Below are 15714 nucleotides of genomic sequence, written 5' to 3'. Positions count from 1 at the left end.
AATGCGTGGTGTTTATTGAATGATTCCAGCCTTCCTCATCAAGGACGAACCACTTCAATTTTTAAAGTAGCATTATCACCCTTCCGTCAATTTGACAAAAATTAGTTAAGAATTCTCAAGCAAGTTGAATTCATGAAAGTGCGTCACAAACCGAGCACTTTTGAGGATTGAGTTACCTGCTGAGGGTTCCAACTTTTTGGCTTGATTTACAACAATGAAGGACTGCTTGCCATGGTGTTAAAGGACTGGTTGTATTCGTTACGTCACTCAATCAAGTTTGGTGCTCCTGTTCGTTCTAGACGTTCTTGTCGACGCAGAAAAAAGCACACATTTCAATATATTGCCTCAATAGAAAAGCTTGAGCAACGCCAGTTACTCAGTGGTACCAACGCTGCACCAGAATTTGATGATGCCGGTATGGGCTACTGGTGGAATGCCGCAGAAGATATTCCTGTTGGTAGCGTTATTGGTACGGTCTCTGCCACTGACCCGGATGGCGATGCGTTTAATTATGCGTTGACTTCAGGTACAGACATCTTTTCAATTGATGCCACCACAGGGGCAGTCACACTCATTGTCGGCCTCGATTACGAAACCAGCCAGTCTGCCTCGTTCGGAGTCAGTGCCACAGATACGGAAGGAAATGTTGCATCATCTTGGGGCGATGTTACCGTGACAGACGTGGCAGAGGCTCCCGCTTTCTCTGATGGGGAGATGGGTTATTGGTGGAGTGCTGCTGAAGATACTTCTATTGGATCTGTTATCGGCACCGTGGCAGCCAATGATCCTCAAGGTGATTCTGTAACTTTTGCACTCACATCAGGAAGTGAAACATTTTCCATTGATGCTGCAACCGGTGATGTGACGCTGATCGCTGCTTTGGACTATGAAACCAGCCAGTCTGCTTCGTTTGGAGTCAGTGCTACAGACACCGATGGAAACTCCTCAACAAGTTGGGGTAACATTTTAGTGTTAGATGCAGAAGAGGCTCCTGAATTCACTGATAATAGAATGGGTTACTGGTGGGATGCCGCCGAAGATACTGCTGTGGGAACGATCATCGGCACCGTTGCTGCCAACGATCCTCAAGGCGACTCAGTCACCTACGCACTCACATCCGGCACGGAAACATTTTCGATTGACGGCAGCACGGGGGCAGTCACACTGATTACTGCCTTGGACTATGAAACCAGTCAAATTGCTTCATTCGGAGTCAGTGCAACAGACACAGATGGTAATTCCTCAACGACTTGGGGCAGCATCAGCGTAACGGATGTCGTCGAAGGTGGCGTGCTACCAGAAATCAGTTCGCTGCAACTCACCAACGATACTGATATGCCCGGTGATAATATCACGACTGACCCGGCCATCAATGGTCAGGTCTCTTACACGGGCGACCTGACGATGCTTTCCCTGGAAGTGGACACTGACGGGGATCAGATTTCAAACGGTTACGCTTCCTACGATGCAATGCTGGGTACTTTCACATACACTCCCACAGGTCTGACTCCCGGCTCACATACCATTTCCGTGCGAGCCATCGACAGCATGATGATGATGGAAGGAGCCTGGTCGAATATCACCTTCACGCTCAATAGCTCAACTTCTGGGAGCTCATCAGGTTCGGGTTCTTCGAGTGGATCTACATCCGGGAGTTCCTCTAGCTCAACGAGCGGTTCGACATCAGGAAGCACCTCTGGTTCAGCTTCGACTTCTGGAAGTAGCTCCAGCTCATCCAGTGGTTCAACTTCAGGTAGCGGTTCTACTTCATCCAGTGGCTCCGGTTCAGGCAGTTCATCAGGATCGGGAAGTAACTCAGCCCCAGTTTTCACTGAAGGAGAAATGGGTTACTTGTGGAACGTCGCAGAAGATGCTGCCATTGGAACTGTGGTCGGAACAGTCGCTGCCAATGATGCAGAAGGAGACACAATCACTTTTGCATTGACTTCGGGAATAGAGTTGTTTTCGATTGATAGCATCACGGGGGCTGTCACATTGATTGCTGCTCTGGACTATGAAACCAGCCAAATTGCTTCCTTCGGAGTCAGTGCAACAGACACAGATGGTAATTCCTCAACGACTTGGGGCAGCATCAGCGTAACGGATGTCGTCGAAGGTGGCGTGCTACCAGAAATCAGTTCGCTGCAACTCACCAACGATACTGATATGCCCGGTGATAATATCACGACTGACCCGGCCATCAATGGTCAGGTCTCTTACACGGGCGACCTGACGATGCTTTCCCTGGAAGTGGACACTGACGGGGATCAGATTTCAAACGGTTACGCTTCCTACGATGCAATGCTGGGTACTTTCACATACACTCCCACAGGTCTGACTCCCGGCTCACATACCATTTCCGTGCGAGCCATCGACAGCATGATGATGATGGAAGGAGCCTGGTCGAATATCACCTTCACGCTCAATAGCTCAGCTTCTGGGAGTTCATCAGGATCAAGTTCTTCGAGTGGGTCAACTACGGGAAGTACCTCTGGATCGGCTTCTGGTTCCAGTAGTGGTTCCAGTTCAACTAGTGGTTCGACATCGGGTAGCAGTTCCAGCTCAACCAGCGGTTCCACGTCTGGTAGCAGCTCCAGCTCAACCAGCGGTTCGACATCAGGCAGCACATCCGGGTCAGCATCCACTTCTGGAAGCAGTTCATCTTCTGGCAGCAGTTCCAGCTCAACCAGTGGTTCGACTCCTGTTGTAGAAGAAGCCCCGCAGTTCAGCACGAACTATCAGGGGGGAGGCTACTATTACTGGAAAGTTTCAGAAGACACAGCCATAGGCACCATCATTGGAACCGTCAAAGCAACCGACCCTCAGGATCAGGCAATTACTTTCTCTCTAACCACAGGCAGTGAGACCTTCTCAATTGATGCCGTCACCGGTGAAGTGACGTTAATTGCCATACTTGATTCTGCAACTGCCACGTATTTTCCCTTTACTGTGTTGGCCACAGATACAGAGGGAAATACGGCCAACGCACAGGTAGATGTGGTCCTTCAACAAATTCAGGAGGCACCCCAGTTCGGACAGACGACACATTACATTAGCGTTGCAGAAGATACCCCTATCGGTTCAGAAATCGGTATCCTGCAGGCAACAGACGCCCAAGGTGATGCGATTACCTATGAAGTCACCTATGGCGGAAGCTCCTACGCCATCGATGCAACGACCGGCGTGATCACGCTTCTTGCGGCCCTCGATTACGAAACCAGCAGCTTTGACCTCTTTTCCGTTCAAGCAACAGATACCAACGGCAATAGCTCCACGATCTGGACTCAGGTAACCATTGACGATGTTGAAGAAGTGGAACCAAACAACAACAGTTCCAGTTCAGGCAGTGGTTCCGGGAGCAGTTCTTCATCAACCAGCGGATCAAATTCGGGCAGTAGCAGCTCATCGGGAAGCGGCTCCTCTTCAACAAGTGGATCAACATCCGGTAGCTCCTCAACATCGGGGAGTTCATCCAGTTCAACGAGCGGATCAAGTTCTACCAGTGGTTCGACTTCAGGCAGCACTTCTGGCTCAGCTTCCACTTCGGGAAGCAGTTCTGGTTCTGCTTCCAGTAGCGGTTCCAGTTCCACAAGTGGGTCCACTTCCGGCACCACATCTGGCTCAGCTTCAACATCGGGCAGCAGTTCCTCATCCACCAGCGGATCATCATCAACAAGTGGATCTACATCAGGAAGTACCTCAGGTTCGGCTTCGACTTCAGGGAGCAGTTCCTCTTCAACGAGTGGCTCCACATCCGGCTCGGGAAGTGGATCAAGTTCGACAAGCGGTTCTACTTCCGGCAGTAGTTCCGGTTCCAACAGTGGATCTGGATCTTCTAGCGGCTCAGGGTCTTCCAGTGGTTCAGGTTCAGCAAGCGGGTCAGGATCAGCTGCCGAACCAGATCCCTATGCTGATCTGGAAGATATATTTAATGCCGGTGTGGACGCTGCAAATGATATTTATAATCAAGCTGAAGTTGATGCTGAGAATGATTACATTACCACTTTAGCAGATGCAAAAAGCACTTATGACACAACTGTTGAAAATTTAGAAAACACTTACAATTCAGAAATTGCTGCTGCTGAAGCAACACTTGCTGCTGACATTAGTAACATTGACACAAGCACAAGTGCGGCTGTTAGAGCTGCCGAACAAGCTGCCTCAGCTGGCCTACTAGCAGCTCAAGCGGCTTTTGATGCTGCTATTGCACAAGCAAATAGTGATTACCCTTCAGTTGCAGCACTTGCAAATGGAACTAGCTCTTCATCGGGTAGTACATCTGGTTCTAGTTCAACTAGTGGATCTAGCTCAGGAAGCACTTCGGGATCAGCATCCACATCTGGTAGTAGTTCATCATCCAGCAGTAGTGGATCTTCTTCAACAAGCGGATCAACATCAAGCAGCACATCTGGCTCTAGTTCTAGCTCGACTTCTGGTAGTTCATCAAGTTCGGGTAACGGATCGAGTTCTAGCAGTAGTGAAACGTCTTCGACTCTATTTGGAGGAGCAATCACCATTTCTTCTGATGGATCATTTTCTTTTTCTTCCACCGGTGACACCTATATTGACGGTTTGGCAAATGGTTGGATGGATTACCAGAATGGAGTAAGTCTGAATAGCAGCAGTTATACGGATAGTATTAACACAGCACAGAATGATTGGGTGACTGATTCAACCACAAATCTTGATGGATTTGTAACATCACTCGATACTGCAGAAACGACTTATGATACAACAATGGAGTCTGCTTCCGATGATTATTTAACTGGGTATTTTTCTGCATATGACACTTATCTTGATGAATTAAGTACCGGTATAACCGACTACAATAACGCAGTAACTGCTGCTGATGCCCAATGGATATCAACCTCAATTAAAGCAGGTAAAGCATATATCAGCACAGTTAGTTCTGCATGGGGAACTTACCAAACGACAGTCGTTCAAGCAGCCATTGCTGCTAAAGGCCAAATGGAACAGGCGATATTGGCATATCAGGACTGGTATGAAAATGAACCTTACCCGCATGGTTATAGTGATACAGATGCAGATGGAGATGGAATTTATGAAATACCGGGTGCCCCGGAGCTGATTTCAGGCAAACAGTATGAATTAGCAGTAGAGATCGCTTCACTTAACCTAGATTTACAAACCAAGTATGCCAACGCCTTATATAACTATGCAGTAGCAGAATGGGATGCATGGCTTACTTTCTATACAGACACAACAAATGCAGATAAAGATTTTGACATTGCAATTAATAATGCTGAAGCTGCCCTTAGTAAAACCACAACAAATGCCTCATCGACGCTAGACAGCACAATTGCTTCTTTAGAAGATGCATTTAATAAAACTTTAAAAGATGCTGGAGCCAATCTTTCGATTGACATGGCGTCTGCTGGAAATGGATACATTACTGCTCAAGTACAAGCGGATGCAAGCATTAAAATTGCTAATTTGAATGCAAGCCTAAGCTGGTCACAAGCTGAAAATAGCCTGTGGGGAGATTATCAAAACGCTGAATCAGCTGCTTGGTATTCAAAACAACGACAGAATTCTTCCCCCACATCTGGCGTATACTTAAACTCCTACAACCACGAAGGATGGGAATCTAGCCTAACGAATGCTGGCACTTCTTTAGCAAATTCTACACTAGGCATTGTGACAGGTTTGTCCACCTCTGTAATTGGTTCTGTAGCTGGAGCAGTTGGATCATTATCAAACGCCAGCTTTAACTATACACAAAGTACGACTAACGCAACTCGTGATTATGATAACGGGCTGATTACTGCAGATGGAGACTTTTTAAGCAGTATCATTAACGCTGATTACAGTTATACAAATACTATTAGTTCGGCTGGATCTTCTTGGTCTAATACAATCACTAGCTTAAAGGCTTCTTTCTTAATTGGAGCAGGAAACATTGCTGCATCTATTGGAAAACACAGTGCTTCAGTTGCTCGTGATGCTAAAATTAAAACAGCAAAAGACCATCTTGATGCCGTAACAAACGATAGTAGTTATTCAGACTATTATCTGGACGGAAATCAATATAATGATGCATTCAATTTTGTTCCTGAAGGCTACTATTATGATGCTGGCCTTTATGTAGACTTTGGTACTCCCTCTGGTTCTATCATTGTCGAAGTTCAGGAATGGATAGATAGCTTACAAGGAACAACAACTTCAGGAAGTGGATCATCCTCAGGTGCTGGATTCACTTCTGGTAGCACATCCGGTTCGGGGAGTAGTTCCAGTTCTTCGTCTGGAGCTACATCAGGTAGTGGTTCAGGCTCGACTTCCAACAGCGGCTCCTCTTCTGGTAGCACATCCAGCTCGGGGAGTGGTTCCAGTTCTTCGTCTGGAGCTACACCAGGTAGTGGCTCAGGCTCGACTTCCAGCAGTGGCTCCTCTTCAGGAAGTGATAGTTCATCCAGCTCGGGAAGTGGAGATACCATAGAGGGGATGTCAAGAAGCGAATATGTTTCATCAATTTACTACCCGGTTCTGTTTCAAATCGAAAGATTCAATAACAAATTACGGACTGAAACCGATCCTGCTATGCGTACATACTATCAAAATGCTCTTGATAGCCGCATGGGAATTGTTGCTCAGATGGAAGCAAAGATGGGAGCTGAAGGTTCTACAGAGAGAATTCACATAAACAGCAATCAAGCTGAAGAAGCAGCGAGAGCAAGTGAAGCTGAAATTGACAAAATAAATGAAGATTTTTACAAGGATGTGGGAACAGGTGGTCTACCAGTTATCTCAGATGCTCGTGATATCTATGAGGTATGGAATGGAGTCGACTATGTTTCAGGAGAGTCGATTACAGGCACCCAATATACAATGACCGTCATTGGTATGCTTATTCCGTTTGCCGGAGGACGACTGCTTCGTTCTCCAGCCGGAGAATTTGGTGAAGCTGCCGCCGGTGGATTATCAAAACACGCCGATGAAGCTCTTGACGTTGGTAAAAAGGCAGCCGATGCTCCTAAAAAGATAGATGTAGCTTCTTTACCAAAAGCTACAGGTGAAAACATAGGTTATTATAAGAAGAAATTTCGCAGAAACGAAATTTCAGAAGATGAATTGCAGGAACTGTTTCATCCTGATAGTGTTGAAAAGATAATCGGTAAAAAAAGTGTTGCACGTGATACTCACAAAATCATAGATGATATTACAAAGTCAACTGATGCTATCAAGAAGGCAGATGAAGATTTAGCAAATGGATTAATTACTCAAGAACAGTATGATGCAATATTAAATCAGTTTGAAGGAATTAGTGGCTCCCAAAATAACTACCATAAAAATATACGAAAAGCATTAAAGGAAAACGACGACATTTACCCTCCGGGAACCACTCCTGAGTAATTAAATACCTAATAGGTGGAATTGAATTAATGTTTAACAAAGATGAAGAGCAGGAAAGACTTGAAACGATGAATCAACTGATTGCTGCTGAGCCAGATGATCCTGAATTGAGTGATCTACTGATTGAGCGAGCTCATATATTTAATTCCCTCGGGGATGATGTAGCATCGGTGAAAGATTATTTCGCAGCGTTGGAAGTCACCAGAGTACCTGAAAAAACTGCTCATATCAAATCGATGATTTCATTAGCTTTATTGGCTCGCAACAAAAAAGAAAAGGCGTTGTGGTGGGCGATGGCTGCTGTCGACCAGACTCCTGATAACGAAGAGGCTCACAAAGTTTTGGGAATGAATCTAGCAATAAGTGAGTTTCACAGGCTGGCTGTGGAATCCTTTAAAAAAACATTAGAAATCAATCCAGAAAATCAAGAAGCATTTTTAGCTTGGGGTGTTAATTTACGTGAAGATTGGAAACAATTAGAGGAAGCCAGAGTAATACTGACCGCTTATACTAAAAAATATCCAACTGATGCTAAAGGCTTATTCGAGTTGGCATTTACGACATATATATCTGCTGTGGGAGCTGATTATTCCGTCCAACTTTTCAAGGCAAAAGAACTGTTTGAAAAGACCCTTACTCTCGAATGTTCAGAAAGACTCCAACGTAGAATCAATAATAATCTTCAAGATATTGACAAAATGATTCGTGAAGCTGAGATACAGAAATCAAAACATCAATGACGCAGACTGCAAAAATTATTCTCGGCATGGGCACAGGCCGGTGTGGGACGCTTTCGCTGGCAGAAATCTTGAATGGCCAGACAAACACACATATTACTCATGAAGAGGCTCCCCTATTACCTTGGGATCATGAACCAAAGAGCGACATCATTGCCAGACGGTTTGCCCGGATGCGTCGGAAACGAAATGCCGAGTTTGTCGGGGATATCGCTTCCTTTTACCTGCCGTATGCCGAAGAGATTATTGAAGCAGAACCGGACGTTCGGATCGTCTGTTTGAAGCGGGACAAGGACGCTGTCGTCAAAAGTTTCTGCCGTTGGCTGGATCAAGTGCATCCACTGCCCACGAATCATTGGGCGAAAGAGCTGCCTCCGGGTTGGCATTATGAACCCAATTGGTCACGTATCTTTCCCAAGTATGATATTCAAAGCAGGGAAGCCGGCATTGCCCGCTACTGGGATGAATACAACGAACGTGCTGAAACACTAGCGAAGCAGTTTCCCGATCAAATGCGAATTGTCGATGTAGAACAACTTAATGATGAAGCCGGTGTTCGTGAACTACTGACCTTCGTCGGAATTCCCCAAGACCAGCAGGTCAATCATGCTGGCTTACATACGCACAAATCGAGCAAGACTCCCACTCAGCAGGCAAGTCCCCGAGCTTCGGCTCATCCGCTGGACCCACGCAAATGTGTGGTTCTGGTTCCGTATTCCGGCAGTATCGTTCCACAGTGTGAGCAGTCACTGAAAGAGCTGGAACGACGGGGCTATATGGTGCGTCGCATTCGTGGATATGCGGCCATCGATCAGGGACGCAACCAGCTATCGACCAACGCACTCAAAGACGGCTTTGAAGAGACGATGTGGATCGATTCCGATGTCGGCTTCTTTCCCGATGCTATTGAAAAACTACGAAAACATAATCTGCCGATTTCCTGCGGCATCTATCCCAAAAAAGGAAAACGGGAACTGGCCTGCCATGTGCTGCCGGGCACTCCGAAGATGACCTTTGGTGATGGTGGGGGACTGATGGAAATCCTGTATGCGGGAACTGGTTTTCTGCATATCCGTCGGGAAGTCTACCGCAAGATTCAGGAAGAGCTGAAGCTGCCTATGTGTAATGAACGTTTTGGTGAAACTATGATTCCCTTTTTCCATCCGATGCTTTATCAACGTGATGATGGCTATGATTATCTGGCGGAAGATTATTCATTCTGCCAACGAGCCCGTGATTGCGGCTTTCAAATCATGGCAGACACAACCGTCCGACTCTGGCACGTCGGCACCTACGCCTACGGCTGGGAAGACGCCGGACGAGAACCAGAACGCTTCGGTTCATTCACACTGAATTTTGAATAGCAGAAAATGTGGCATAGGGTCAAAAAACTCAGCCGACCCGTAATTCCTTGACTATTCGGTACTTACGCCTCGTCTAATTTTCGGATCTCTGTTGTTTGAGGATTCACGAACCCATACCAATTCTGGGATTTCGTTTTAATCACCGTTTTCGCTGACACGTTATTTCAGACAGATGAGATTGCTTGCGGTTAGCAGTGAAAAGAATCCAGAACTGTCTGCACGTGGCTTTCGTTGAATTTTGTCCGCGATACTCGTCGTTTCCAAAACAGTAAGCCCTAACGAGGGCATTCGCGGAAACATCTTTCGGTCGGCTCGACACATCGGTCGTTTCTCCAAAGCGAGTTAGGAATTCGCCGAACCTGCGTGTGGTTACTATTTGGAATTCGGATGTTAGGCTCGTTTCCATGCATCTGGTCCTCAGTGAAGGAAGGTGGGTAGGTTGCTGACCTCTTGCTCTAGCGAGGATTTGAAAGTGTGGACGTTTTGGGGTTTTCCTTCGTAGCCATTTTCTACTGTTAGTAGCTTTTCTGAGGCCTTTGCGTTGGCCCAAACAATTGTATCGACTTGCCAGAGAATAGGCATGTGTAAGGAACCTCATTGAGCATTGCACACCAACAAAGGGTGGATCTCAATCTGGTGCTTTGTCAAGCTTGTACTTGAGGGCTGGGAGTGTTGTTTACGTGCTTCGTTGTCGCACTCTCGTGATCTCCATCAATTCATAATTCGTCAATGACACTCCATTTGTTTGTCCATTTCATAATGTCACGTTATAATTCATCAAGAGAGCGGCGGAGATAGATTGTCATATGGCATTTCAAGCTCGACATGGCACTACGTTTATTTTTTATGGAGTGTGAGATGCTTTCCTGGAATCGTACTCTGAAGATTAGCTTGATTTTGTTCATCGCCACTCTCGTAAGGAATTCTTGCGCTGCGGAAGAGGAACTCTTTATTCAGCAATGGGGGCTTGCTTCTACCAATCGTGTTGACGACTATGATCCTGAATCAGGACATCTGCTGACGAGGCACCAGGCAAGTGCTGTTTTATGGGATGTAAAAACGGGACTGGCGTTGCGGCACTATCCGTTCAGCACCAGGAATTTCTCTGCAAGGTTCGTGCAAAACGGTCGAGTGCTATTGAAATCATCAGAGATGGTGAGGCTGTTGAATAAGCAGAGTGGAGAAGTCATTCGCGATATCGACCTCGTGAAGTATAAATACTCCAATTATTCTAACATCCTGTTGATCAACGACGGGCAGCCCATTTTCGTGGCTTCCTGCGGACCAGAAATGATTCGTGTTTGGAATCTGGAAACAGGTGAAACCCTCAACGAATTTCCGACAGAGGGAGAAATCAGCGCAGCGAAGCTCTCACCTGATCAACAATTATTGTTAGCAGGTTCTGGTAGCATTGGAATTCTGTGGAATTTAAAAACAGGTAAAGTACAACAACGGTTCTGTGCTCCCAGTACGATTCACACCGTTGAGTTCAATGATGATGGCAGCAAATTTCTAACCTTGGTATCAGGCGAATTCTGGTACACACCACGTGTGATCGTTTGGGAGACAGCGACCGTACTTCCCTTGCTCTCCATTCCACGAACTGCAATTTATGCCGACTTTGTGAATGATGATATTTTGTTGAATTACCCCCAGGGAGGCGTTGAACTCTGGCCCTTGGATCGGCATGAAAAAGCCCCTCCCAAAGAGGAATGGCCGACCTATCGATCATCAAGAGACAATCGCTGGTGGGTCACAAAGAATCATTGGCGGCTGCATGTTGATTCGAAGCAGAGAACCATCCGTCTGCATGGTCCGTTACCGGATTCGGGAACGATTGATATCCCCACTCCGACGTCGTTGTTTGCGGCGGCGAACCATCTTCCCTTGGCATTCTCTGCATCAGGTCGCTGGCTGCTGACAGGCAAATCAGGTTGGGGGTTTCCTGGGGAGCCGAGTGCGATCTGGGATCTGGAACAGGGGGAGTTGAAATATCATTTGAAGAATATCAAATACGGATCTTTTCATCCCACAGAAGACAAAGTACTTCTTAGCGAAAACGAATTGAAAATCATGGACCTGGCTTCAGGCGAGGTCCTGCAATCACTGCAAAGAGAGGAGGGAGACTCCTACTTTGAAGGGAAATTCACGTCGGCTCAGTTTTCTAAAGATGGGAAACACATGCTGATCTCAGTTGGAGACTGGTATGACGGTAACGGAGGAGGGATTCTCATCTGGAATCTTCAAACGGGTGAAATTGAACGAGACCATGCCAGATCGGGCAAAGCAGTCATGTACGCCGGGTGGAACTCGGATGAATCGAAAATCGTCGCTGCACTGACAAGCGGAGACGAAGGAAGTGCTGGCGTTAACGAGATCACAGTGATCGATGCTAAGAGTGGAGAGTCGCTGCAAACGAGGATGTTTCCTAAGCCAGGGATCGGAGTCGGCGGCGTTGATCCGTCAGGGAATTTGATATCAGCAACTTCCTACAAGTTGATCAGAAACGGGTTGCCAGCCAACGGGTCGACTATGCAACACACGACTTCTTTATTGGCAATCGACGACCTCGAACAAAGCCGCGCCGACTTACCCGGGCAACATCCCTTCTTGAACATGAATGGTAGGATTGCCGGGTACATTCCGAATCGCGGCAAGCTGAGCTTCTTCGAACTTGAACAACATAAGACGCTTTACTCGCGAGCGACTTCGTTTAGCGAGTTTTCAACGCTTCTCTTTCACCCCGGTCAACTCCTCATCGCCGGTTCACTGAGAAATCCACATGAGCCGACCGGGATGGTCAGTTATTCTGTTGGTTTTGAACAGACTCTGACTGGTGATCTGGAAGCAGAATTGTTTCTCTTTTACGGCTCTGAAGATTGGCTGATTAAAACGAAATCCGGCTTCGTGAATGGATCGCCCGGTGGATTACGCCGCTTGACACGTCGAGTCCCGGGGACGCTACAAGTCAGTCACGGAGCCGACTTCACTGATTCCATCACCAAGCCGAAGGCGGTCAGCGAAACGCTCTCTCAGTCGCTTCCGAATGACTTGAACCTGAATGCAGAACTACAAAAGTTACCTCAGCAAGACATACCAAAGCTCGCCCCATCCCCCAAGGGAAAACCGCAAAAGTATGGCGAACTCAGAAAACGACGCAAAGAGATTTCTGAAAAACTGAAAGCCGCAGGGGCGAAAATCAAACAGGCTCAATTCCGCGGGGTCACCTATATACATCTCGAAGGTCGTCCGGTCACCGACGACCTGATCAAAAAACTTCGCTGGTCTGGGAGGATTGATCGACTCTATCTGGCAGATACCGGAATCACCGATCAACAACTCGATGGAATTGGGATTCTGAAATATGTCAAAAGGATGTCGCTGTGGGGGAATCCAATTACTGACGCCGGCCTGTCAGAACTGACTGCCATGTGGAGTCTGGAAGTCTTGGACATTTATGACACCAAGATCACTGCAGTCGGTTTGAATCAGTTGCGAATGCTACCGAGCCTGAAAACGCTGATCATCCCAGCGAGTATCAACGTTGACGAACTTGCTCCGTTGAAAACTCAGCTACCTGATTTGGAAATTCTTTTGCGAAAAAAGAGCGACCTTGAGCCAATTCAATGACGGTTGCAAAGAGTACAACCATCAAGTTAATTGTCATCGAACTGGCAGTAACCGGATTATTTCAGTCTGACAAAACTATTATTTCCCTAAATAACTTTCAGCTAAAGCGTGGGGAGTTGGCAGCCTTCACACTCTTCAGGACATTCTGGTTGACTGCGGGGTGGCACAGTGGATAAAGAGATTTCAACGCCTAGCAACGCACGTTCTGCGGGAATGAAGGCTGAAAGAAATACGCCTACTGCATCGTAGAAGCCGTTTGGGTTTTCACGTGAGAGTAATTTGGCGAAAGCGGGTGCCCACCGGGCCAGGTGTTCTTTTAGAAAACGTTGCTGTGCGTATTGGCATATTTTCAGGTGTTCGTCGCCCCCATTTGAATTATCTTCACGTGCCTGTCGTACTAAGCCTAAAAGACACGCCATGAATTCTAATTCTAACACGATATGGTCCTGTCGTTCGGGAAACTGGTCGGAGGTCGAAAGTCCAAAGGCCTCGTAAAACCCGTTAATGTCCGCGAGCGTGTTGCTGAGCTGAAATGTCAGCTTGTTATCAAGGTATTCAGTTTCGTGTGTTGGGCAGGCGTTTGAGACCAGTAATCCAAATGTCCGCTCATATTCCAGATTAAGTTCTTCTGCTGAGCCTGGCAGTTTATCGAACAATTCTTTCGGGTTCAGATCAGCTATCGGGCGTTCGCCCAGTCCCATTTCTGAGGTGTGTGCTTCTGGTAGATCTGCTATCAGCCGGGCGGCTTGCGTGATTAACGGATCGTTGCGAAGCGCGTCTAGTTGTTGCCAGACTCCGGCTTTAGGATCCAGCAGAGAAATGGCAAGCAGACGATAGAGGATTTGTTTGGCAGCATCGACGGCGGGGTCAGAACAGATTGAGGATTCGATCTTGTTTTGCATGAGTGTTCTCATTGATTAAATTGAATTTAGATGCGCGTCGGCAGGTCGTTCAAATGTGGGTTCTTCGACGGTGACCCGCACGACTTCCTCTCCAAATTTATTGAAACCGATGACCGTGTCGTTGAACAGTTCCTGCGTTTTTGAATCACCGTTGGGCATCGTGACCTCAATCTCGCCAACCTTTTTCCCTTTTTCAATTTCGAATTTGAAAATGATCTGCTGATTGGCACGAAATAGTTGCAAGACGGCAAGTAGTTCCCGATCGGGGCAACTGTATTGCTCAATGGCACTTTCGACACCCGGGCCGAACATTTGATTGAGATAACCGCGCGGAACCCAGCGAGGCGGAATATAAAACCCGTTGGGTTCCGTCCCAAATTGTGGGTAAAGTGGTAACGCAATTTGTCGCTCACGAATGAGAAAATTCATAGGGTTCTGTGGATCTTTGGTCCACTTGCCGTCTTTGTCGATTTTTACTAATCCTTGCAGACGAATTTTTCCAACACAGGATGACATACAACGCGTTTCAGCGGGTGCCCCCGTGGGGCTGACTTTCTTGTCTTTACCTTCCAGTCGTGGGAAGCAACCAATACATTTTTCGCCCGTTCGAGTTGTTGGTCGGTACATTGCCTTTTTGTAGGGGCAGCCTTCTACACATTTACGATAGCCGCGACAGCGACTTTGGTCGACCAGTACGATACCGTCTTCGGGACGTTTATAGATTGCATTGCGTGGGCATGAACCCAGGCAACCTGGATAGGTGCAATGGTTGCAGATACGAGCTAGATGAAAGAACCAGACTTTGTGTTCTGGTAATTGCGCTTCGCCCCCGTATTGGTCTTTCGCCTTAAAGTGGTCTCCGGCGGCCGCATCTTCGTGAATGTTGGGGCTGCGCCATTCGGCATCGGTGGGGAGATAGCCCAGTGCGCGCTGCGGTCCACCATCCGGGTTGGGTTTTTTTTCGGCCGCATCAAAGATTGTCATTCCGTCGAACTTACCATAGGGTTTTTCGGTTTCTTTTTCTCTGGCATCCCATTTCTGTCCACCGGGGTTCGCATTTTCGAGCATTGTGAGTAATTTGCTGTCCCAATGCTGCGGATAGCCGCCGAACGGTTTCGATTCGACATTGTTCCACCACATCAACTCCTGACCTTTGGAAAAGGACCATGTACTCTTGCAAGCCATTGTGCAGGTTTGGCAGCCTAAACATCGATTGACATTAAAGACGAAAGCAAACTGCCATTTGGGATGCTGTTCCTCATGCGGGTAGTCCATCTCGCGGCCTATCTGCCAATTGTAAACGTTTGACATCATTCGCTTTCTAGTATCAATGGAGTCTCTCTAATTACGTCGATACGAACAATCATTTCGATGAATCAGTCGGTTTTGGATTTACGTTGAGTTGCACCAAATCTTGTGGAACAGGCGCTGCTTCTTTAGTTTTCACACGGATGATTCCACACTTGTCGATGATCTCGCCCACCTGCTGGCGTAGTTCTTCCTCGCCCATTTGTTGCAGGAACTTATGAAATGCTTCATAGTTTGGATCCAGGGCCAGTTGCATGATCGAATCGATTCCCCAACCAACGCGGGCGTACTCTTCAACAAGAAGTCGCAACATTAACTGAGGGTCACCCGGTACCTGGAAGCCGCGTAATTCCATAGGATCATCCGGTAAAACTTCTCGAGTAGCGGGGTGAATTTTGGGGC

The 15714-nt window shown here is 47.1% G+C and carries 10 protein-coding genes and 3 pseudogenes; 7 read left to right on the top strand and 6 right to left on the bottom strand.

Translation table 11 applies throughout. The annotated features are described in order from the left end of the window. Positions 1-231: 231 nt before the first annotated feature. A pseudogene (locus Q0668_RS25955) lies at positions 232-1245 on the top strand (cadherin domain-containing protein); the annotation flags it as partial. A gap of 215 nt (positions 1246-1460) precedes the next feature. Here Q0668_RS25955 and Q0668_RS17715 read toward each other — a convergent pair. Continuing rightward, positions 1461-1832 (bottom strand): hypothetical protein, encoded by a 372-nt coding sequence (locus Q0668_RS17715; protein ID WP_298867048.1) that lies wholly within the window; start codon positions 1830-1832, stop codon positions 1461-1463. Between the two features lie 10 nt (positions 1833-1842). Here Q0668_RS17715 and Q0668_RS25950 point away from each other — a divergent pair. Beyond that, positions 1843-2076, top strand: a pseudogene (locus Q0668_RS25950) (cadherin repeat domain-containing protein); the annotation flags it as partial. Between the two features lie 215 nt (positions 2077-2291). Here the strand turns inward: Q0668_RS25950 and Q0668_RS17710 are convergent. Then, positions 2292-2732, bottom strand: a complete 441-nt coding sequence (locus Q0668_RS17710) for a hypothetical protein (RefSeq protein WP_298867046.1) — start codon at positions 2730-2732, stop codon at positions 2292-2294. A gap of 43 nt (positions 2733-2775) precedes the next feature. On the opposite strand from Q0668_RS17710, the pseudogene Q0668_RS25945 reads away from it, so the two are divergent. Continuing rightward, a pseudogene (locus Q0668_RS25945) lies at positions 2776-3237 on the top strand (cadherin repeat domain-containing protein); the annotation flags it as partial. Positions 3238-3284: 47 nt separating this feature from the next. On the opposite strand, the gene Q0668_RS17700 reads toward Q0668_RS25945, so the two are convergent. Further along, a complete protein-coding gene (locus Q0668_RS17700) occupies positions 3285-3818 on the bottom strand; it encodes a hypothetical protein (protein WP_298867042.1) in 534 nt (177 codons plus the stop codon). A 121-nt stretch (positions 3819-3939) separates the two neighbouring features. Between Q0668_RS17700 and Q0668_RS17695 the strand changes: the two genes are divergently transcribed. The 4 genes from Q0668_RS17695 to Q0668_RS17680 all read left to right on the top strand — a co-directional run bounded on the left by Q0668_RS17695 (position 3940) and on the right by Q0668_RS17680 (position 13102). Beyond that, complete coding sequence (locus Q0668_RS17695) at positions 3940-7371, top strand: hypothetical protein (RefSeq protein WP_298867040.1); 3432 nt, start codon at positions 3940-3942, stop codon at positions 7369-7371. Between the two features lie 29 nt (positions 7372-7400). After that, positions 7401-8111, top strand: coding sequence for a hypothetical protein (locus Q0668_RS17690; protein WP_298867038.1), 711 nt, complete (start codon positions 7401-7403; stop codon positions 8109-8111). After that, entirely contained in the window at positions 8108-9472 is a 1365-nt protein-coding gene (locus Q0668_RS17685) for a sulfotransferase (protein ID WP_298867036.1), read from the top strand. The genes Q0668_RS17690 and Q0668_RS17685 overlap by 4 nt, the downstream gene beginning before the upstream one ends. Positions 9473-10330: 858 nt before the next feature. Beyond that, complete coding sequence (locus tag Q0668_RS17680) at positions 10331-13102, top strand: WD40 repeat domain-containing protein (protein ID WP_298867034.1); 2772 nt, start codon at positions 10331-10333, stop codon at positions 13100-13102. Positions 13103-13203: 101 nt separating this feature from the next. Here the strand turns inward: Q0668_RS17680 and Q0668_RS17675 are convergent, their stop codons facing one another. From Q0668_RS17675 to Q0668_RS17665, 3 genes are all read right to left on the bottom strand, one after another. Then, positions 13204-14004 (bottom strand): molecular chaperone, encoded by an 801-nt coding sequence (locus tag Q0668_RS17675; protein WP_298867032.1) that lies wholly within the window; start codon positions 14002-14004, stop codon positions 13204-13206. A gap of 15 nt (positions 14005-14019) precedes the next feature. Next, a complete protein-coding gene (locus tag Q0668_RS17670; RefSeq protein ID WP_298867030.1) occupies positions 14020-15318 on the bottom strand; it encodes a 4Fe-4S dicluster domain-containing protein in 1299 nt (432 codons plus the stop codon). Between the two features lie 49 nt (positions 15319-15367). Continuing rightward, positions 15368-15714: hypothetical protein (locus Q0668_RS17665; RefSeq protein ID WP_298867027.1), on the bottom strand; the 347-nt coding region annotated here is incomplete at its 5' end.

Origin of the sequence: uncultured Gimesia sp., assembly GCF_937910335.1 — a bacterium.
Classification (GTDB): Bacteria; Planctomycetota; Planctomycetia; order Planctomycetales; family Planctomycetaceae; genus Gimesia.
Note: the sequence above shows the minus strand (reverse complement) of the source record. Positions and strands in the feature narration are given on the sequence as shown.

Coding starts and splice junctions, on each gene's coding strand:
- Q0668_RS17680 (WP_298867034.1), top strand. CDS start 10,331: ATGCTTTCCTGGAATCGTACTCTGAAGATTAGCTTGATTTTGTTCATC.
- Q0668_RS17675 (WP_298867032.1), bottom strand. CDS start 14,004: ATGCAAAACAAGATCGAATCCTCAATCTGTTCTGACCCCGCCGTCGAT.
- Q0668_RS17690 (WP_298867038.1), top strand. CDS start 7,401: ATGTTTAACAAAGATGAAGAGCAGGAAAGACTTGAAACGATGAATCAA.
- Q0668_RS17685 (WP_298867036.1), top strand. CDS start 8,108: ATGACGCAGACTGCAAAAATTATTCTCGGCATGGGCACAGGCCGGTGT.
- Q0668_RS17670 (WP_298867030.1), bottom strand. CDS start 15,318: ATGATGTCAAACGTTTACAATTGGCAGATAGGCCGCGAGATGGACTAC.